Origin of the sequence: Streptomyces inusitatus (assembly GCF_014651115.1) — a bacterium.
GTDB classification, from domain to species: domain Bacteria; phylum Actinomycetota; class Actinomycetes; order Streptomycetales; family Streptomycetaceae; genus Streptomyces; species Streptomyces amakusaensis.
Window position 1 is genome coordinate 533,115 of record NZ_BMWG01000001.1, and the last position, 19,616, is coordinate 552,730.

Genomic DNA, 19,616 nt, shown 5'->3' on the forward strand with positions numbered 1-19,616 from the left:
GGCGTCCCGGGCGGCTCGCGGCCCGGTGCGCGGTGTCACTTGCGGTTGTAGAGCCGCATGGTCCAGGCGCCGAAGACGATCACGAAGAAGGCGGACCATCCCAGCGACCAGGCTATGTCCGCCGCCGGCCACTCACCCGCCATCAGCTCGCGCACCCCGGTGGCGACATGGGTGACCGGGCTGTTGTTGACGAAGGCCTGGAGCCAGCCGGGCATGGTCTTCGGGTCGACGAAGACATTGCTCAGGAAGGTCAGCGGGAAGATGACCATCATGCTGACGCCCATGACCGACTTCTCGGAGCGGAGCATCAGCCCGAACATCGTCCAGACCCAGGAGAAGGAGAACGCGAAGATCACCAGCAGTGCCACTCCGAGCAGCACGCCCAGCGGGCCGCCGTCCGGCCGATAGCCGATGATCATGCCGACCGTGAGCATCACGGCGGAGGCGAGGACATAGCGCAGGACGTCGCCGAGGAGGTAGCCGACCATCGGGGCGGGCCGCCAGATCGGCAGTGTCCGGAAGCGGTCGAAGACGCCCTTGCTGATGTCGGTGTTGATCGCGACGCCCGTGTACATCGTGACCATCACGACGCTCATGGTGAGGATGCCCGGCAGCAGGAACTGGATGTACTCCGAGGTCGACCCGGCCAGCGCCCCTCCAAAGAGGTACGTGTACATCAGCACCATCATGATCGGGAAGGCCGTCACATCGAAGAGCTGCTCGGGCACATGCTTGATCTTGAGTACGGTCCGCCAGCCGAAGGTGAGGGAGGCGGAGAGCGCGCTCGGCTTCGGCGGTCTCTCCTTGTTGATCAGCAGCGAGGCGAGGTCCTCGGCCTTCGGCGCGTCGAGGAAGTGGTCGTCGGCGGCGCGGTCGGACGTCGTGGTGGTGGTCGCGGTGGTCATGCCGCCTTCTTCCGGTCGGTCAGGGCGAGGAAGACCTCGTCCAGGCTGGGCTGTCCCAGCGCGAAGTCGTCCACGGTGATTCCTGTGCGGGCCAGCTCGGCGAGGGCTCTGGCGGCCTGCTCGGCCGCGCCGCGCTCGGTGCCGTGGCCGGCGACCCTGGCGGTCAGGGCGACCGGGTCGGAGTCGAGCTGCACATCGGAGCCCAGGGTCTCGGTGAGCACCCGGACCGCCTCGGGCCGCTGTGCGGCCTCCCGCAGCCGCACATGGACCGAGCCCGCGCCGACCGATGCCTTCAGCTCGCCCTTGGTGCCCTCGGCGATCACCCGGCCGTGGTCGATGACCGCGATCCGGGAGGCCAGCTGATCGGCCTCGTCCAGATACTGGGTGGTCAGCAGCACGGTGGTGCCCTGGGCGACCACCGCGCGCACGATGTCCCAGACCTGGTTCCGGCTGCGCGGGTCGAGCCCGGTGGTGGGCTCGTCCAGGAAGAGCAGGTCGGGGGTGTTGAGGATGGAGGCGGCGATGTCGATACGGCGCCGCATGCCGCCCGAGTAGTTCTTCACCTGCCGCCCCGCCGCCTCGGTGAGACCGAAGGCGTCGAGCAGCCGTGCGGAGCGGTCGGCGGACGCGGACCGGGAGTGACCCAGCAGCCGCGCCAGCAGGACGAGATTCTCGTGGCCGGTGAGGTCTTCGTCCACCGACGCGTACTGACCGGTGAGGCTGACCCTCGCGCGGACCGCCGCCGCGTCCTTCACCACGTCCCTGCCGAAGACGCGCGCCTCGCCGCCGTCGGGCCGGAGCAGGGTGGCGAGCATCTTCACGGTGGTGGTCTTGCCCGCGCCGTTCGGCCCGAGGACTCCGTAGACCGTGCCGGCGGGGACGGTGAGATCGACACCGTCGACGGCGCGGTTCTCGCCGAAGACTTTCACCAGGCCTCGGGTCTCGATTGCTGCTTCTGTACTCATTCGCCTCATTTTCCTTCGAACAAATCTTCGCCAAGTGCGACGGGGATGTCGACTCGGGGCGTCGGCGGGGACGGGAGCGGCGCGGGCACGGCGCGGGCACGGGTTCGCACGGGTGCGTACGGGTGCGCACGGGTCTCGGGAGAGGGCCGGGCCTTCAGAAGACATGGGGCCGCGCGGCGCGCGCCTCAGCCCCCACCGGCCGAGCATGGGCCGACAGGAGCGCTTCCGCTCTTCCCAGCCCTCTTCGAGCAGATTGACGCCGACGGTGTCGCGGACGGTCACGGCGTGCGGTTCGGTGAAGACCGAGCGCGACTGGTCGACCGCGTTCAGCCCGTGGGAGCCGAGTCCGTAGCCGGCGAAGGCGACCGGCTTGAAGTGCCACTCGCCGTAGGCGTAGTCGATGGCCTGCTTGAGGAGGCGGGGAAGGAACGATTGTACTCGGGGGTGACGACGACGAAGGCGTCCGCTTGATCGACTCGGCCCGCGAAGCCGGCCGTCCGCGCGGCCGGCCGGGCGGGGAGACGGGCCGGGAGACGGGCCGGGAAGTCGAAGTCGATCAGGCCGATGGCAGCCCGTTCCGCCCTCACTCGGAAGGCGCGAGACCGCGTCGCGCGGTCGCCGGATTCGATCTGGCGACCGCGCGAGGGGATCTGGCGACCGCTGGTCACTCCTCCCGGGTGTGGAAGACGTAGAACGAGACCACGAGCATGGCGGCGGCGAAGAAGAGGCCCATCCCCACCGAGCGCAGGATGCTGGTCCCGGTCAGGCTGTGCAGAAACCCGATCGCCACACCGCACAGCGCGGCGTACGCGGCGGCGCGCAGCTCCTGGGGCAGCGCGTGCTGGATCCGGCCGAGGCCGAAGGCCAGCGCGGTGAAGATGAGGCCGGCGACCACCCCGTAGAGGACGTCCCACCAGCTGACGGCCTCGCCGGTGCGGCGGAGGAAACCGGCGTAGAAGCCGAAGAGTGTGCCGAGGGCGACCGGTATCGCCCAGCCGAGTGATCCGTGGTGCCGTGCGGGCATCGTCGCGTGAACGGCCATGGCCGGGGCTCCTTCTCTCTCGTCCTTCCTCCCAGGGCACACCTCGGGGGGACGCCCGGCAACTCGGCGGCGGCGCACCCGGTCGGCGGCGCAGCGCTCGCGCCCGCGCCGGGGCGCGCGTTCCCTTGGAGGGGTGCGGAGACTCAGGTCGGCGGTGGCGGCGGTGCTGATCGCGCTCGTGGCCGTGCTGACGCCGCTGAGCGTGCTCGCCGTCTGGGCCGAGCGGGAGATCGGCGACACGGACGGCTATGTCACCGCCATGGCCCCGCTCGCCAAGGACCCGGCGGTGCGGAGCGCGGTCGCGGACCGCATCACCGACGAGGTGATGGGGCAGGCGGGCGGCGCCGGGGAGTCGGTGGGGCCGGGGGGTGTGGGGGGCGCGGAGGGGGTACGGGGGCTGGTGCGCGAGGCGGTGCTGTCGTTCGCCGGGACGGATTCGTACCAAACCGCCTGGAACACGGTGAACAGAGCCGCTCACACGGCCGTGGAACAGGCGCTGACCAGCGATGAGGGCGATATCGCGAGTATTGATCTGGCACCGGTGAGCGAGCAGGTGAAGCGGCAGCTGAGCCTGGACGGGGTGCCGTTCGCCGATCAGATCCCGGTGGTGGGCGCGCGGATCACGATCGTGGAGTCCGGGCGGCTCGGCGCGGTGCGCGAGATCTTCGACACCCTCCAGGTCGCCGGGGTGTGGCTGCCCGCGGGAACACTGCTGCTCGCCGCCTTCGGCGTACTGCTCGCGCCCCGCGGACGCGGGGCGCACGCCCTGGCCGGGCTGGGGCTGGCGCTCGCGGCGGGCGGGCTTCTTCTGCTGCTGGCGGTGGTGCTCGGGCGGGCGCCCACCCTCGGGGATCTGCCGCCCGACGTGGATCACCGGGCGGCCGGGGCGGCCTTCGACGCCCTCGCGGGCACCCTCCGCCGGAGCGCCTGGTGGCTCATCGCCCTCGGCCTCGTCCTCGCGGCCACCGCCGGCCGCAGGCTCCACCAGGAGGACTCCGGGACGGCCCCGGAGCGGGTCTGAGGCCGGGGTGCCCGGCAAGATACGGCCGGTGCTGTTCCGGTTGCGGCGAGTTGACGCCAGGGGTGGCGGGGACGGAACGATCCCGGTGGGGCCGGACGTCCTTCCTGTGTGACGCCCGGCCCGGACGTCACGCCCGATCCACCCGGCCCCGGTCCGCCCGGTCCGACCGGTGGGAAGCCACCCCATGCCCGGAGGCAGTCTTGGACAGCGCGATCCCGACCGCGGCCCCGGCCGCCGAGCCGGCCGCCGAGCCGGCCGCCGAGCCCGGCACCGGGCCGGATGACGCCGGGCCGGACGCCCCCGCGCGCCGCCCGGGCCGCCGCCGGGGGCTCATACGGCTCGCGGTCCTGCTGCTGCTCGTGCCCACCGCGGTCACGGTCTGCCGGGTGGCGGACACCGACGCGATCACCCCCGTTCCCCAGTTGCTCGCCTTCCTGCCGTGGCTGCTGCTGCCCGCCGGGGCCGCCCTGGCGGCGGCGGTCCTCGCCCGCTGGCGGTCCGGCGTCGTGTGGGCGGCGGCGGTGCTCGCGGTCACCGGCTGGTTCGTCCGGCCGTACGACATCGGTCTCGCCGACACTCCCCCCGGCCCGGCGGTGGCCCGGTTCGAGGTGCTCACCTCCAATGTCGAGTTCGGCAACGCGACGGAAGGGCTGCTGACGGCGATCCGGCGCGAGAAACCGGATCTGGTCTTCGTGCAGGAGTGCGCGGCCCGCTGCTCGGACGGGCTCGCCGCGCGGGTGCCCCTCGCGGACTACCCGCACCGCAATGTGGTCGAGGGCCCCATGGCCTCGGGCTCGGCGATCCTCAGCAAGTACCCGCTGCGGAACACCCCCGGGATCGAGAGCACCCTCGCGATGCCGGGCGCGGTCGCGCGAATAGCGGGCCAGGAGGTGCGCCTCCAGCTCGCGCACCCGCTGCCGCCCATACCCGGCGGGGTGGACGCGTGGCGGAGCGAGCTGGGCCGGATGAGCGCCCACGCCGCGAAGACGAGGAACGGCGGCCCGGCGATCGTCGCGGGCGACTTCAACGCGACACCGGACCACGCCGCCTTCCGCCGTCTGCTGGACGCGGGCGGCCTGCGCAACAGCGCCGACCTCGGCGGAGCCTCCCGTACCCCCTCCTGGCCCACGATGGTGGGCGGACCGCTGGGCGCGCAGATAGACCATGTGCTGATCAGCCGTGAGTTCTCGGTCCGCGAGGCCCGCTTCCTGGAGCTGGGCGACACCGACCACCGCTCCCTGCTGGTCGGCCTGGAGCTGCACGACACCGGCCGGTCCTGACCGCCAGGGCCTGACCCGACCGGATACCGGGCGGGCTCCCCGCGCGGGGGCGGCTTGCCCCCGGGCACCCCCATGAGGCATGTGTAAGGACCATGGAGACCCGAGCGGGACGACTGTCCCCACCCGAGTGGCTGCTCAACACCCTGCGGCCGCGCTCCGCCCCCGTCCCCTGGGCGGCCGTCGCCCGGGCCGGAATCGCGCTCTCCGCGCCGCTCGCGGTGGGCATCGCCGTGGACCGGCCCGACTACGGGGCACTGGTGTCCATGGGCGCGCTGAACGGAGTGATCGGCGACACCGCCGACGCGTACCGGATGCGGATCTTCAACATCGCGGTCCCGCAGCTCTTCGGAGCGATCGGAGTCACCCTCGGGACCCTGGTGTACGGGGAGGGCCGGCTCGCGGTCCTGGTGCTGACCCTGGTCGCGCTGGCCTCCGGGATGATCTCCTCGATCGGCGCGGTCGCCTCCGTCTCCGGGCTGCTGCTCCTGCTCAACGCCGTGGTGGGCGCGGGTCTCCCGATGCCTCAGCCGCTGTGGATGCCGGCGGTGCTGCTCTCCCTCGGCGGGCTCCTCGTCCTGTTCCTCACCCTGCTGGGGTGGCCGCTGCGCGGCCGGATGCCGGAGCGGACGGCGGTCGCCACCGCCTACCGCGATGTCGCCGATCTGCTGGCGGTCGCGGGCACTTCGCGGTATCCGGAGCGACGCCAGACCGTCACCGACTCCCTCAGCGACGCCTATGACCTGATCCTCGCCCTGCGCACCCGCGACCACGGCAGGCGCAGCCCGCTGGTGCGGCTGCTGGCCCAGCTGAATGTGCTCATCCCGCTGCTGGAGGCGGCAGCGGCGGCGCATCTGTACGGCAGGGCGTCCCGCCGCCCGCCCGTCGCCGCCGCCGTCCGGGCCATGGCGGACTCGGTGGCCGCCCCCGGCCAGGGCGGACCCGTCGATCTGTCGGGGCTGCCGGAGCCGGAGGGCCCCGCCGACCGCGCGGTGGACTCGGCGCTGCGGCACGCGGCGGCCGTGGTGCACCGGCCGGACCTCGATCCCTACCAGGGGGACGACGCCCTCGGGCGTCCGGCGGCGCTGAGCGTCCGGTTCCGGACCACCGCCCGTGCCGTGCTGCTCTCGGGGGCCTCCTGGCGGTACGGAACACGGCTGGCGCTCTGCATCGGCCTGGCGCAGGCGCTGGTCTCCCTGGTGGACGTGCCCCGCTCGTACTGGGTCGCGCTCACCGTCACCTTCGTCATGAAGCCCGACTTCGGCTCGGTCTTCTCCCGCGCGGTCCTGCGCGCCCTCGGCACGGCGGCCGGGCTGCTGGTCGCCGCTCCCGTGCTCGCGGCCCTGCCGCGCGGCTGGTGGGACATCCCGGTGATGGCGGTGCTCGCGGCGCTGATCCCCTGGTTCTCCGCCAAGGGATACGCGTTCCAGACGGCGGCGATCACCCCGGTGATCCTGCTGCTCTCCGACACCCTCAACCGCGAGGGCTTCGACCTGGTGCTGCCCCGGCTGCTGGACAGTCTGCTGGGCTGCGCCATCGCGCTGATCGCGGGGTATCTGCTCTGGCCGGAGAGCTGGCACACCCGGATCGGCGACCGGCTGGCCACGGCGGTGGAGGAGATCGCCGGGTATGTGGGATGCGCCTTCGACCCGGCGGCGGACCGGGGTGACCAGGTGCGCGGGCGCCGCCGGATCTACCGCGAACTCTCCTCGGTGCGGTCCGAGTTCCAGCGGGCGCTGACCGAGCCGCCGCCGACGGGAGCGCGGGCGGCGGCCTGGTGGCCGCTGGTCGTCGCGGTCGAGCGGATCGTGGACGCGACCACGGCGGCCCGGGTCAGGGTCACCCACGGCGCGAGCCCGCCCTCGCCCGGCGAGGTGGCCGGGGTGGAGCGGGAGCTGCGCGAGCTGGCGGGGAATCTGCGCGCCAGCGCGGTGCTGGTGGAGGTGCGTACGGCCCTGGAGGGCGACGAGGACGGCGTACTCGCCCCGCTCCGCCACGAGGTGACGGCGGCCAGGGCCATCGCCTCCCCCGCGCCCCGGCCCCGGCCCCGATAGGGCCGGGGCGGGGGAGTGCTCGCGGAGGGCTATCCGGCGAGGCTGAACTCACCGCCCGCGGCGATGATCGAGACGCTGCTGAGGCTGTTCACCGGGGTGAAGAGCGCGGTGCGGTTGGTGGCGGTGCCGTCGCCGATCTGGCCGTTGTTGTTGTAGCCGACGGCGCTGACTCTGCCGTCCCGGTCGAGTACGAGGGTGTGGTACGCGCCGGCCGAGACGGCGCGGATGTTGTTCGCGCCGTCGAGGGTGATGGGCGCGGGGCGGTTGGTGGTGGTGCCGTCGCCCTGCTGGCCCTGGGCGTTGTAGCCCCAGGTCTTCACGGTGCCGTCGGCGAGCCGGGCGACGCTGTGATAGACCCCGGCGCTGATCTCACGGGCGGTGGTGATGGCGTCCGTCTTCACCGGGGTGAGGCGCTGGGTGCTGGCGTTGTCCCCGAGCTGGCCCTCGGAGCCACGGCCCCAGGCCCAGACCGTGCCGTCCGCGAGCCGCGCGAGGCTGTGCGCGCTGCCGCCCGCCACGCTGCGGACATTGGCGAGCCCGCTCACCGTGACCGGTGTGGTCCGGTTGGCGACCGAGCCGTCCCCGAGCTGGCCGTTGGCGTTGTAGCCCCAGGACTTGACCGTGCCGTCCGCGAGCACCGCGATGCTGTGCAGGGCCCCGGCGGCGATGGCCTCGACATTGGTCAGCCCGGCGACCGCGACCGGGGTGTTCCGCTGGGCCGCGGTGTTGTCCCCGAGCTGGCCCTCGGAGTTGCGCCCCCAGGCCCGTACCGTGCCGTCGGCGAGCAACGCCAGGCTGTGGTAATTCCCGGCGGCCACGGCGACCACGCCCCGCAGACCGGTGACGGTGGAAGCCTGCTCCTGGGCGGCCGTGTTGCCGATGCCGAGCTGGCCCTCGGCATTGCGGCCCCAGCTCTCCACCGTGCCGTTCGTGAGCAGGGCCAGGCTGTGGTAGTAACCGCCCGCGAGGCTGTCGATGTCACCGCCGGTCAGCCCCGGCACGGTCACCGGCTTGTACTTGGCGGTGGTGAGAGTGCCGCCGAGCTGGTAATTGTCATTGGATCCCCAGCCCTTGAGCCGGCCTTCCTGAGCCGTGGCACTGCCGGCGGGCAGCGTCGACCAGGTCGCGAGGACCGCCAGCAGCGCCAGCAGCGCGGCCAGCGCACGGGCTCCGAGCCCCCGGCCGTTGTCGGGACGTACGTTCATATCAATCCTCAGCCATTACGGGGCGCGGACGGCCATCGGGGTCACGCCTGTCACCCACGGCGCAACAACTACCGTCCGGGGCGGACCGCGAGGGGAGTCGCTCCGCCGGATGCCGGTACGTTTTCACCGGTTCGGCTGTCCGGTCTCATGAGCACGCCAACTCTCCGCACCCGGCGCGGCCTTCACCGGAGCCGTACGCCCCGCGACTCCCCGCCACCCCGGCGGAACATCCCGGCAGACCCCAACAGGGCTCGCCGGAAGGCCAGTTGAGAACTCTCCCCAAGGGGTCGCGCGGTCATGGTGACACCGGTCGCGAAGTGTGAGGGTAGCCGGGAGACCTTCCACGCCTCCCTTACGTTCAGGTATAACGTGGACACGTTCCGTGAGGCATGGAGTTGCGGGGGTGACCACCGTGCGAGACAGCAGCAGCGGCATCGGCGACAGTGACCGGGGTGGCGACGAGGGGGACCGGGAGGATTCCGGCGGCGCGGCGGACGGGGGCGGGGACAGTGGCGGTGGCGGTGGCGGCCGGGCGAGGGCTTCGCGCTCATGGATCCGCAGGCACGGCCCGGAGTCGCTGATCGGGGCGCTGATCGTGGCGATCGTCGCGGCCCTGGTGCCGGTGATCCTCTCCGCCCTGCTCGCGGAGGAGAGCCCCGGCGCGTCCGACGGCGGCAACCCGGCGGACTCGCCGTCCGCCTCGGCCGATGTCGTCCCCGGCTGCAAGGGCGAGACCTGCGACGGGCTCGACCCCGAGAAGGCCCGCTGCACCCGGGGGACCGTGACCCTGCGGGACGAATGGGCCGGTCTGATGCGCCTGGAGATCCGCTACAACCCGCGCTGCGAGGCCGTGTGGGCCAAGCTGACCGGGGCACGGCCCGGCGACACGGTGACGATCACCACCTCGCCGACCCGCCGGCAGGCGGCAAAGGTGGACTGGGGGAAGACCCAGTACACGACGATGCTCCCGGTGCACCGGAAGGACTTCTCCGCGCAGGCGGTGGCGGTCGCGGTCAAGGGCAACGCGGAGCAGGAGATTCCCAAGGGGTACGAGCTGCGCGTCGGAGCGGACGGCACGCATCTGCCGTCCGCCCCGCCCACCCCCGGCTCCTCCTCGCCGAGCTGAGCCGGGAGGGTCCGGGGTGCGCCGGGCGTGGGACTACGGATTTGCACGCTGCTGGAGGCGCTCCAGCTCCCTGCGGTCGCGCTTCGTCGGACGCCCCGCGCCCCGGTCGCGCACCGCCGCCGGGGCGACGAACTCCTTCGGCGGGGGCGGCGGGCTGTTGTCGATGTAGCACTGGACGGCCACCGGCGCGCCCACCCGCTTACGGACGATCTTGACGACGACCACCACCCGCTCCCGGCCCGCGTGGAAGAGCCGCACCTGATCGCCCGCGCGCAGGGCGTGCGCGGGCTTGATCCGGGTGTCGTTGACCCGGACATGACCGGCCTTGCACGCCGCCGCGGCCTGTGAGCGGGTCTTGGTCAGCCGCACCGACCACAGCCAGGCGTCGACCCGTACGGACCCTTCTGCCCCTTCGGTATCCATGCGTCCGACTCTACGGCTCCGCCGCCGCCCGCACCGGCTTGCGAGACGGGGTCAGACGCCGATCTCCCGGCCGTCCCGGCGCCAGACCGCGACCACGGCGGGCCGCACCAGCTTGCCCGGCCCGTCCGGCCAGCTGCTCGCGGGCTTCTCGACCGATGCCCCGTCCACCTCGCCGGGGTGCTGGACGGCGACCAGCACCCGCCGCTCCTGGATGACCGGACCGCAGGTCTCGGCCCCCGTCGGCACGGTCAGGAACTGCTTCAGCTCACCGCGCCGCTCGCCGTGGACGGCCACTCCGAAGAGCCCGTCGTGCGAGCCCAGCTTGTTGCCGTCGGTCGAGATCCACAGATTCCCGTAGGGGTCGAACGCCACATTGTCCGGGCAGGAGATGGGGCTCACCTTCTCCTTGGGGAAGCCCGCGAAGTAGGTGGACGGATCCTTCGGATCGCCCGCCACCAGGAAGAGCCGCCAGGCGAAGCCGTCGCCCGCCGGGTCGTCCCAGTTCTCCGCCAGCTCCAGGATCTGGCCGTGCTTGTTGAGGTTGCGCGGATTGGCCTCGTCCGCGCCGGGCTTGCCGGGCTTGCCCCGGTCGGTGTTGTTGGTGAGCGCCACATAGACCCGGCCGGTGCGCGGCGAGGGCTCGACGTCCTCCGGGCGGTCCATCTTGGTCGCGCCGACCTTGTCGCCCGCGATCCGGGTGAAGACGTACACCTCGTCCGCCGTCATCCCCGGCACATGCGAGACATCGCCGGTGGCCAGCGGGATCCAGACGCCGGAGCCGTCGAACTCACCGTCGTCCGGGAGCCTGCCCGAGCCGTCGACGGCCTCCGGGCTGTCGCCGCTCAGCTTGGCGACGTACAGCGTGCCCTCGTCCAGCAGCGTGCGGTTGTGCTCGCGCGCCGCCCGTGACGTGCCCTTCTTCATACGCTTCGACGAGACGAACTTGTAGAAGTAGTCAAACCGTTCGTCGTCCCCCATATAGACCACGGGACGGCCGTCGTCGGTCAGCCGGGGCTGCGCGGCCTCGTGCTTGAAGCGGCCGAGCGCGGTGCGCTTGCGGGGGATGAAGTCGGGGTCGTACGGGTCGAGCTCGACCACCCAGCCGTGGCGGTGGGACTCGTTGGGCTCCAGCGCCGCGTCGAAGCGCCGGTCGAACCGCTCCCACTTGCGCTCGGAGGGACCGGCGGCGATGCCGTAGCGGCGGTCGGTCTCGCTCGCGCCGTTGGCGAAGTACTGGTTGAAGTTCTCCTCGCCGTGGAGCGTGGTGCCCCAGGGGGTGGTGCCGCCCGCGCAGTTGTTGAGCGTCCCGCGCACCCGTACGCCGGTCCTGTCGGCGGAGGTCCTCAGCAGCGGGCTGCCCGCCGCCGGGCCGGTGACCTCGAAGAGGCTGGTCGCGGTGAGCCTGCGGTTGAGGTGGTGGCGGTTGACCGGGGTGAGGCTGCCCGTCAGCCGGTCCTCCTGGACCACGACGACCGAGAGACCGTGGGCGGCCCAGGCGATCTCGACCTGTTCGCGGGTCGGATTCTCCGGGTCGTACTTCCGGAACATCAGCATCTCGTCGGTGTACTCGTGGTTGGCGACGAGCACTTGGCGGCGGCGCTCACCCGGGAGGGGGAGCAGCGAGAGGAAGTCGTTGTTGTAGCCGAACTGCCCCGCCTGGGCCTTCGCGGTCTGCTTCTCCGCGTTGAAGGCGGGCGCGCCGCGCAGGATGGGGTCGCCCCAGCGGATCACCACATTCTGGGCGTACCCGGCGGGGACGGTGACCCTGTCGTTCACATTGGGGGGTACGGGGGTGAACCGCAGGCCCCTCGCTCCGTCGGCGCGGCCCCTGCCCCTGGCGGCGGCAGCGGTGGCGGGCGCGGCGGCGGCCGGTGCGGCGTGGGCCCGGGAGCCGCCGTCCGGCCCGGCGAGCGCGGCGGTCCCGGCGGCCGTCGCGACGGTCACCACGGCGGCGGCGCGCACCATCGAGCGGCGGGAGAGGGCCCCGGCGATGATGTCGCCCGCGTACTCATTGCCGCTGGTGTTCGGCACCTCCTGGAAGCAGGCGTCACCGCAGCGGTAGCGGCAGGTCAGCGCCGAACGTCCGCCCGCGTGCGGCTTGGTGCTCAAGAGCGGCAGCAGTCTGCGCACTTTTCCTCCTCCGGCGCACACCGCGCCGACAGTCTGTCGGAATCTCTCCGGGCCAGACGTTAGGCGGCGAGCCGTGCGCGGCGGGGGACTCGGAGTGAACGGTGAGTGAATCCGGCGAGTGCGGCGGGGATCGCGGGCGGAGGGCCGTCGGGCGCGGGGGCCGCCCCCGCAGGGGTCGCCGACGGGTGGCGGCTAACCTTACGTGTCCGCCCTGGCCAGGACATATCACGGACAACCTGGCCCAAAAGCGGAGAATACTCCACCCAACTCATGCGAAAGGCCTCGCACATGGGCATTCGGAGCCTGCTGCGCAAGATGTTCGGCCGCGATCGTTCGGAGCCCAGCGAGTCGGCGGCCGCATCCTCCGTACCGCCCCAGTCCGAACACACGGAACCGGCCACCGCCCCCGCCATCGCCGCCACCGCCACCGCCACTCCCACCGCCACTCCCACCGTCCCGCCTCCGGCCGAGACTCCCGCCTCGCCGCCCGAGACACCGGCCGAGCGCGCGCCCGAGCCCGAGCCCGTGCCTTCCACGACGGCGACGGACCTGGTGTCGGCGGCGTTCGACAATCCGCAGGCCCGCCCGCAGACGGCCGCGGTGCCGCCGCAGTCCCGCACAGAACCGGAACCGGAACCGGAACCGGAGCTGAAGCCGGAACCGGAGCCGGAGCGCGAGCGCGAGCCCGAGCCCGAGCCCGCCCGGATCGTCACGGTGGAGAAGGCCCCCGAGCCGACCGAGCCGGAACCGGAACCGGAAGTGGTTGCCGTCGAGACCCCCGCCGCCCTTGAGGACCCGGTGGTGGCGACCGCCGAGGAGACCCCCGTACCGCCCGAGCCGGAGACCGCGTCCGAGCCCGAGCCCGAGCCCGAGCCGGAAGCTGCGCCCGAGAGCGTCCTCCCCCATCACGAGGCCGCGCGCGACGCGGTGCGGCGGGCCGGGATCAAGGTCAAGAGCGGGCGGTCGCGGACGCGGGTGTATCTGGTGCTGGACCGGTCCGGGTCGATGCGCCCGTACTACAAGGACGGCAGCGCCCAGCGCCTCGGCGAGCAGACGCTCGCGCTCGCCGCGCAGTTCCAGGACGATCCCTCGGTCAAGGTGGTGTTCTTCTCGACCGAGGTCGACGGGACCGGCGAGCTGACCGCCGAGGCGTACGAGGGCAGGATCGACGAACTGCACGGCTCGCTCGGCCGGATGGGGCGCACCAACTACCATCTCGCCGTCGACGCGGTCCTCGCCCTCCACGTCAAGGCCGCTCCCCGCGCGCCCGCGCTGGTCGTCTTCCAGACCGACGGCGCGCCCGAGTCGAAGACCGCCGCCACCGCCGCGCTGGCGGCGGCGGCCGCCACCGCCCCGAAGGTGTTCTGGCAGTTCGTCGCGTTCGGCGAACAAGACGCGAAGGGCTTTGACTACCTCCGCAGGCTCACCGCCGAGAACGCGGCCTTCTTCCACGCGGGCCCCACCCCCGGCGCGCTCACCGACGAGGCGATGTACGACGGGATCCTCCAGGCCTGGCGCCCCTGAGGCGGGTCCGCTCAGGGCGCGGACACGACAGGCAGCGACACGGTGACGGTCAGGCCCCCCTCGGGGCCGGGCCCGGCCGTCACCTCGCCGTCGTGGGCCCGGGCGATCGAGCGGACGATCGACAGCCCGAGGCCCGCCCCGGGCCCCATCCGGTCCCGTCCCTCACCCCGCCGGAACGGCTCGAAGAGCGCCGGGATCTCCTCCTCGGGGATCACCGGCCCGCTGTTCCCCACCGTCAGCGTCCCGCCCTCGACCCGCACCGACACCGTCCCGCCGGGCACGTTGTACGCCACCGCGTTGGCGACCAGATTGCCGACCATCCGGTCCAGCAGCACCCGGTTCCCGCGCACCACGGCCGAGCCGGCCGGACCGGTCGCCCCGGCCGTCACTCCCTGTCTGCGGGACTCCTCGACCGCGACCTCCCCGAGGTCGACGTCGTCCCGCTCGGACAGCCCCCGCTCCCCGCGCGCCAGCAGCAGCAGGCCGTCGATCAGCCGCTCGCTGCGGCGGTTGCTCTCCAGCAGGATCTCCCTGGTGGCGGCGGTCTCCTCGGGGTTGTCCGAGGCCAGCCCCACCTGGATCGCGGTGCGCTGGGTGGCCAGCGGGGTACGCAGCTCGTGCGAGGCGTTGGCGATGAACCGCCGCTGGCTGTCGAAGGCCGTCTCCAGCCGCGCGAGCAGCGCGTCCAGGGTGTCGCCCAGCTCTTTCAGCTCGTCGTCGGGGCCGCTCGCCCCGATCCGCTCGTGCAGCGTCCGCTCGGAGAGCTTCCGGGCCTTCGCCGTCATGGCGTGCACCGGCCGCAGCAGTCGCCCGGCCGTCCACCAGCCCACCACCACCGCGCAGAGCGCCGTGATCAGCAGCGCGGTGAAGGACCAGAAGAGGAGCTGCGCGGCGGCGGCATCGCTGACGGTCCCGGTGAGCCGAAGGGCGCTGATCCGCTCCAGGGACGCTCCCCCCTCCTCGGCCAGGAACGCCCGCCGGGCGATCTCCTCCGCCTCCGACTCCGTGCCCTCGGTGGAGAGCAGATAGACCACGGCGAGCAGCACCGCGCCCAGCACCAGGAAGACCGCCCCGAACACCAGGGCGATCCTGGTCCGGATCGTGGAGCCGGGCCCCAGCCGGCCGGGCCCCATGTGCGCCACCCGCGTCCCGGAAGGCGCGGCGGCGGCCGAGGCGGCGGCGGAGACTGCGGGCGGGGCGGCGGGCGCGGCGCTCACAGCGCGTACCCCACGCCCTGGACGGTACGGATCAGCCCGGGCTCCCCGAGTTTCCCGCGCAGCTTGCTCATGCAGACGCGTACCGCGCCCGTGAAGGGGTCGGTGTGCGCGTCCCAGGCCCGCTCCAGCAGCTCCTCGGCGGAGACGGTCGCGCCGTCCGACTCCAGCAGGATCTGGAGCACGGAGAACTCCTTGGGCGACAGATCGAGCTCCCGCCCGTCCCGCTCGGCGCGTCTGCGCACGCTGTCGAGCCGCACCCCGTGCCGCTCCAGCAGCGGCGGCACCGGGCGGGCGCTGCGCCGCCGCAGCGCCCGGACCCGGGAGACCAGCTCGGGGAAGTCGAAGGGCTTGCCCAGATAGTCGTCGGCCCCCAGGTCGAGCCCCGCGACCCGGTCCTCCGGGGCGGCGGAGGCGGTCAGCATCAGAATCCTGGTGCGGGCGGCGGCGGCGACCAGCGCGCGTGCCACCTCGTCGCCGTGGAGCCGGGGGAGATCGCGGTCGAGGACGACCACGTCGTAGTCGTACAGCCCCAGACGGGCGAGTGCCTCGTCCCCGCTGTAGACCGTGTCCACGGCGAAACCGGCCCGCCGCAGCCCGGTGGCGACCAGCTCGGCCAGAACCTGTTCGTCCTCGGCGACCAGTACCCGCATGTCGTTCTCTCCTTGTGCCCGATCCACCCGCAAGAGATACGCCACGGGGTGTTTCGCCGATGTCTCCGCCCCCCGGTGCCCGCCCGGGTTTATCGCGGTGAGAAGGGCATCTCCGGGCCAGTAGGATTTCGACATGGCGGCCACTGGATCCGAGAAGCAGGGGGCGGCGGCGTACTACGTCTCGACCCCCATTTACTACGTCAACGACGCTCCTCACCTGGGCCACGCCTACACGACCGTCGCAGGCGACGTGCTCACCCGCTGGCACCGTCAGCGCGGCGAGAAGGTGTGGTACCTCACCGGCACGGACGAGCACGGTCAGAAGATCATGCGCACTGCCGAGGCGAATGGGGTCACTCCTCAGGAGTGGTGCGACAAGCTCGTGGAAGAGGCGTGGAAGCCCCTCTGGGAGCATCTGAACATCGCGAACGACGATTTCATCCGCACCACCGAGAAGCGGCACACGGACCGGGTGAAGGAATTCGTCCAGGATCTCTACGACAAGGGCGAGATCTACAAGGGCGGATACGAGGGCCCGTACTGCGTGGGCTGTGAGGAGTACAAGCTCCCCGGCGATCTGATCGACGGCGAGGGCGAGTACGCGGGCGAGAAGCTCTGCCCCATTCACAAGAAGCCGGTGGAACTCCTCAAGGAGGAGAACTACTTCTTCAAGCTGAGCGAGTACGGCCCGAAGCTGCTGGAGCTGTACGAGGCCGACCCCGGCTTCATCCAGCCCGAGTCCGCCCGCAACGAGGTCGTGAACTTCGTCAAGCAGGGCCTTCAGGACCTGTCGATCTCCCGGTCCACCTTCGACTGGGGTGTGAAGGTCCCGTGGGACGAGAAGCACGTGATCTACGTGTGGATCGACGCCCTGCTGAATTACGCCACCGCGGTCGGCTACAACGAGAATCCGGCGAAGTTCGCCGAGACCTTCCCCGCCAATGTGCATCTGGTCGGCAAGGACATTCTCCGTTTCCACGCGATCATCTGGCCCGCGATGCTGATGGCGAACGGGCTTCCGGTGCCGGGGCGCGTGGCGGCCAACGGCTGGCTGATGGTCGGCGGCGAGAAGATGTCGAAGTCGAATCTGACCGGCATCAAGCCGCAGGATCTGACCTCGCACTTCGGCGTCGACGCCTACCGCTGGTACTTCCTGCGCGCCATCGCCTTCGGCCAGGACGGCTCCTTCTCGTGGGAGGACTTCACCGCCCGCTACACGAGCGAGCTGGCGAACGACTACGGCAACCTGGCGTCCCGGGTCGCCGCGATGGTCGGCAAGTACTTCGGCGGCGCGCTGCCGGCCGCGACCGCCGCCGGTGACGCCGAGACGGCGGTCCAGGAGGGGCTGGCGCGGGCCGCCGCCACGGCGGACGCGAAGATCGGCGACGAGCTGGACTTCCAGGGCGGCATCCTGGCGATCTTCGACTTCGTGAAGCAGGTCAACGGCTATCTGACCGAGCAGGAGCCGTGGAAGGTCGCCAAGGACGACTCTCCCGAGGGTCAGGCCCGGCTGGCGACGATCCTCTACACGGCCGCCGAGTCCCTGCGGGGCGTCGCGGTGCTGCTGAACTCGGTGATGCCCGAGACCTCGCAGGCGCTGTGGGACTCGCTGGGCGCGGAGGCCGCTCTCGGCGCGCTCGGTGAGCAGCGCGTCCAGGACGCCGGCGCCTGGGGTCTGCTGCCCGCGGGCTCGACGGTCACCAAGGGCGCGGTGCTCTTCCCGCGTCTGGAGGACCCGAAGAAGGACCAGTAGCCGTACGCGGTTCACTCACCGCACGCGGAGGACCGCCGTTCCCGGGAGGGGCGGCGGTCCTTTTCGCGTACACCGTCGTCAACGCGCGACGCGCGACGCGCGACGCGCGACGCGCTCTCAGCGGGCCAGCGACTTCTTGGGCCCCATCACCACCACCGGCCGCGCCTTCGGGTCCAGCAGTTTCAGCAGCTCCGCGACGCGGGGTCTGGCGAGGCCGACACAGCCCTGTGTCGCGCCGCCGTGGTCGACATGGATCCAGATGCCGCCGCCCTTCGCCTCACCGAGCGGACGCGTCCAGTCCAGCGGGGTGAGGCCGGGCTTCCGGTTGTAGTTGACCGCCACCACATGGTCGAACGCGCCGTCCAGGGACTTCCCGTCGAAGTTCGTCCCCCGGGCGGTGAACTCCGGCCGCCGGTCGTACGGCAGCTCGGTGCCCGGGTCGGGCAGCAGCCCGCCCGCGTCGGTGAGTCCGTACACCCCGATCGGTGTGCGCAGATCGCCCAGGCGGTGGTCCTCGGTCCAGCCCTTCAGCCCGTTGCGGGCGGGCCAGGGCCCGGCGGCCCGCCGCCAGCCGGCCTCCGGGCCGCTCTCGTAGAGGGCGGCCGTGCTGCGGTTGGCATCGGCTCCCCCGCCGCTCACCACGAGGACCTGCCGGGTCCGGCCGTCGATCCCGGCCAGGGTCCGGGGCCCGATCCCGGGTATCTCCCGGTGTGCCTCGCGCCGCGCCTCCTGCGTCCGCACCGAGGCCGAGACGGACGCGGAGGCAGAGACGGAGGGCTCCGCCGGGCGCTTCGCGTCGTCGGGCGGGGCGGTGGCGGCGGGTGCGCCGCAGCCGGTGAGCAGCGCCGCGAGGGCGAGCACGGCGGCCGGGAGCACGGCTGACCTGCGGATACGGGGGGTCATGGGGTGTCCTTCACTGCGGGGCGCTGGTGTCCCGCGTTTTGCCCACTGCCTCGGACAGGGGTGCGGTGGGGGCGGTGGGGGCGGTCATCTCCCGGAACCGGGTGCTGTTGACGATCCGCTGGACCGTCGACATCGTCTCCTCGGAGGCGTTCACATGAACGCAGATGTCGAAGTCGGTCCTCAGGTCGTAGTTCGTCCCCTCGTCCAGTGCCTCGGTCGTGTACGAGAGATCGCCGCCGACCCGCTCGCAGAAGCTGTCCGTCCGCCGGGGCAGATCCGGGCCGTTTCGGCTCTTCGCCCGGTCGGGGCTCCCGCTCGTGCTCGTGCTCGTGCCGTCGGTCAGCCGGATCAGCACGTCTTCGCGTCCCAGCTTCTCCAAGGACGCGCAGCCGGTGTCGGTCTCCGGCTCGCAGGAGTCCGCCGGGCCGGTCAGGGACACCGTCCCCACATACCCGACCGCCTCCGCGGGCCCACCGGCGGCGGTGACGGCGGGGACGGTCAGCGCCCGCCAGGACTCGGGAAGATCGACCGTCGCGCCCGCCAGCAGCGGGAAGCGCACGGAGCGCACTTTCTCCTCGCCCCAGGGGACGGGCGGCTCCGCCTGGGTGTACGAGGGTCCGGGGGCCGGTTCCGATTCCGAGGCGGCGGGCCGCACCGGCTGGAGACCGGCGTCGCGCAGCGCGGTCGGCAGCACCGTCCCGGCGACCGCCAGCGCGGACGCGACGAGCACCGCGGCCCCCGCCCTGCGGCGTCTGCGGCGGGCCACCCGCTCCCGCACCTGCCGCAGCCGTCCCTCCGGCGCGGCGAGTTTCGGCGTGGCCCGTTCCAGCAGTACGCGCAGTTCGTCCTCCGCGTGCCTTGTGTGCTCCCCGTGCTCAGCAGGCCCGCGCATGGAGATCACCCCCGTCTCTCGCGTGTTCCGGAAGCAGCTCCCGCAGGGTGCGCAGGGCCTTGGAGGACTGACTCTTGACGGTGCCGGGCGCGCAGCCGAGGGTGGCCGCGGTCTCCTCGACGCTCAGATCCTCGAAGAAGCGGAGCACCACCACCGCGCGCTGCCGGACCGGGAGGGCGCGGACGGCGGCGGCGAGCGACTGCTCCAGGTCGACGGAGGCGTACGCGTCCCAGGAGGCGACCGTGTCGGGAAGCTCGCCGTGCGGCAGTTCGCCGCGCCAGCGTCTGCGCCACCAGGAGGCGTGGGTGTGCACCAGCGCCTTGCGGATGTACGCGTCCGGATGGTCGCCGGAGATCTTGCGCCACTTGGGCCAGACCTTCGCCAGCACGGTCTGGAGCAGATCCTCCGCGAGGTGCGCGTCGCCGGTGAGCAGCCAGGCCACTCTCAGCAGCCGCGCCCCCCGTGCCGCGACATACGCTTCAAAATCGCTCGCGTCTCCCCCGGAGCTCATCACGCCGCCGTTCCCGTC

General features: G+C 72.3%; 17 protein-coding genes and 1 pseudogene. 6 read left to right on the forward strand and 12 right to left on the reverse strand.

The genetic code is table 11. The annotated features are described in order from the left end of the window. Nucleotides 1-35 precede the first annotated feature (35 nt). The 4 genes and pseudogenes from IE247_RS02425 to IE247_RS02440 form a co-directional block, all read right to left on the reverse strand. Nucleotides 36-905, reverse strand: a complete 870-nt coding sequence (locus IE247_RS02425) for an ABC transporter permease (protein WP_190121133.1) — start codon at nt 903-905, stop codon at nt 36-38. Further along, entirely contained in the window at nt 902-1,870 is a 969-nt protein-coding gene (locus IE247_RS02430) for an ATP-binding cassette domain-containing protein (RefSeq protein WP_190121134.1), read from the reverse strand. Before IE247_RS02430 ends, IE247_RS02425 begins: the two co-directional genes overlap by 4 nt. A gap of 315 nt (nt 1,871-2,185) precedes the next feature. Beyond that, a pseudogene (locus IE247_RS34855) lies at nt 2,186-2,494 on the reverse strand (hypothetical protein); the annotation flags it as partial. 40 nt (nt 2,495-2,534) lie between these two features. After that, nucleotides 2,535-2,912: a hypothetical protein gene (locus IE247_RS02440; RefSeq protein WP_190121135.1), complete on the reverse strand. Its 378-nt coding sequence runs from the start codon at nt 2,910-2,912 to the stop codon at nt 2,535-2,537. 133 nt (nt 2,913-3,045) lie between these two features. Between IE247_RS02440 and IE247_RS02445 the strand changes: the two genes are divergently transcribed. From IE247_RS02445 to IE247_RS02455, 3 genes are all read left to right on the forward strand, one after another. Further along, nucleotides 3,046-3,933, forward strand: coding sequence for a hypothetical protein (locus tag IE247_RS02445; protein ID WP_190121136.1), 888 nt, complete (start codon nt 3,046-3,048; stop codon nt 3,931-3,933). A 200-nt stretch (nt 3,934-4,133) separates the two neighbouring features. Further along, nucleotides 4,134-5,213, forward strand: coding sequence for an endonuclease/exonuclease/phosphatase family protein (locus IE247_RS02450; RefSeq protein WP_308433181.1), 1,080 nt, complete (start codon nt 4,134-4,136; stop codon nt 5,211-5,213). A 92-nt stretch (nt 5,214-5,305) separates the two neighbouring features. Next, on the forward strand, nt 5,306-7,264 hold the full coding sequence (locus IE247_RS02455) for an FUSC family protein (protein WP_190121137.1): 1,959 nt from the start codon (nt 5,306-5,308) through the stop codon (nt 7,262-7,264). A 29-nt stretch (nt 7,265-7,293) separates the two neighbouring features. Here IE247_RS02455 and IE247_RS02460 read toward each other — a convergent pair whose 3' ends face one another. Beyond that, entirely contained in the window at nt 7,294-8,469 is a 1,176-nt protein-coding gene (locus IE247_RS02460) for an RCC1 domain-containing protein (RefSeq protein WP_190121138.1), read from the reverse strand. A gap of 403 nt (nt 8,470-8,872) precedes the next feature. Between IE247_RS02460 and IE247_RS02465 the strand changes: the two genes are divergently transcribed. Continuing rightward, a complete protein-coding gene (locus IE247_RS02465) occupies nt 8,873-9,595 on the forward strand; it encodes a DUF2690 domain-containing protein (RefSeq protein WP_190121139.1) in 723 nt (240 codons plus the stop codon). A gap of 33 nt (nt 9,596-9,628) precedes the next feature. Here IE247_RS02465 and IE247_RS02470 read toward each other — a convergent pair whose 3' ends face one another. Together IE247_RS02470 and IE247_RS02475 are read right to left on the reverse strand one after the other, a co-directional pair. Then, the gene (locus tag IE247_RS02470) at nt 9,629-10,018 is read right to left on the reverse strand and encodes an RNA-binding S4 domain-containing protein (RefSeq protein WP_190121140.1); all 390 of its coding nucleotides are present in this window, start codon (nt 10,016-10,018) and stop codon (nt 9,629-9,631) included. A 51-nt stretch (nt 10,019-10,069) separates the two neighbouring features. Continuing rightward, complete coding sequence (locus tag IE247_RS02475) at nt 10,070-12,148, reverse strand: PhoX family protein (RefSeq protein WP_190121141.1); 2,079 nt, start codon at nt 12,146-12,148, stop codon at nt 10,070-10,072. Between the two features lie 288 nt (nt 12,149-12,436). Between IE247_RS02475 and IE247_RS02480 the strand changes: the two genes are divergently transcribed. Then, the gene (locus IE247_RS02480; protein WP_190121142.1) at nt 12,437-13,672 is read left to right on the forward strand and encodes a VWA domain-containing protein; all 1,236 of its coding nucleotides are present in this window, start codon (nt 12,437-12,439) and stop codon (nt 13,670-13,672) included. 11 nt (nt 13,673-13,683) lie between these two features. Here IE247_RS02480 and IE247_RS02485 read toward each other — a convergent pair whose 3' ends face one another. Together IE247_RS02485 and IE247_RS02490 are read right to left on the reverse strand one after the other, a co-directional pair. Continuing rightward, nucleotides 13,684-14,805 (reverse strand): sensor histidine kinase, encoded by a 1,122-nt coding sequence (locus IE247_RS02485; RefSeq protein ID WP_190121410.1) that lies wholly within the window; start codon nt 14,803-14,805, stop codon nt 13,684-13,686. An 80-nt stretch (nt 14,806-14,885) separates the two neighbouring features. After that, nucleotides 14,886-15,539: a response regulator transcription factor gene (locus IE247_RS02490; protein ID WP_190121143.1), complete on the reverse strand. Its 654-nt coding sequence runs from the start codon at nt 15,537-15,539 to the stop codon at nt 14,886-14,888. Nucleotides 15,540-15,672: 133 nt separating this feature from the next. On the opposite strand from IE247_RS02490, the gene metG reads away from it, so the two are divergent. After that, entirely contained in the window at nt 15,673-17,292 is a 1,620-nt protein-coding gene (metG, locus tag IE247_RS02495) for a methionine--tRNA ligase (protein ID WP_190121144.1), read from the forward strand. Nucleotides 17,293-17,409: 117 nt separating this feature from the next. On the opposite strand, the gene IE247_RS02500 is transcribed toward metG, so the two are convergent. Genes IE247_RS02500 through IE247_RS02510 form a run of 3 tightly spaced genes read right to left on the reverse strand, consistent with a single transcriptional unit; the run spans nt 17,410 to nt 19,598 of the window. After that, nucleotides 17,410-18,195, reverse strand: a complete 786-nt coding sequence (locus tag IE247_RS02500; protein ID WP_190121145.1) for a L,D-transpeptidase family protein — start codon at nt 18,193-18,195, stop codon at nt 17,410-17,412. Between the two features lie 10 nt (nt 18,196-18,205). Next, nucleotides 18,206-19,087, reverse strand: coding sequence for a hypothetical protein (locus tag IE247_RS02505; RefSeq protein WP_190121146.1), 882 nt, complete (start codon nt 19,085-19,087; stop codon nt 18,206-18,208). After that, nucleotides 19,071-19,598, reverse strand: a complete 528-nt coding sequence (locus tag IE247_RS02510; protein WP_190121147.1) for a SigE family RNA polymerase sigma factor — start codon at nt 19,596-19,598, stop codon at nt 19,071-19,073. The genes IE247_RS02505 and IE247_RS02510 overlap by 17 nt, the downstream gene beginning before the upstream one ends. Nucleotides 19,599-19,616: the final 18 nt, after the last annotated feature.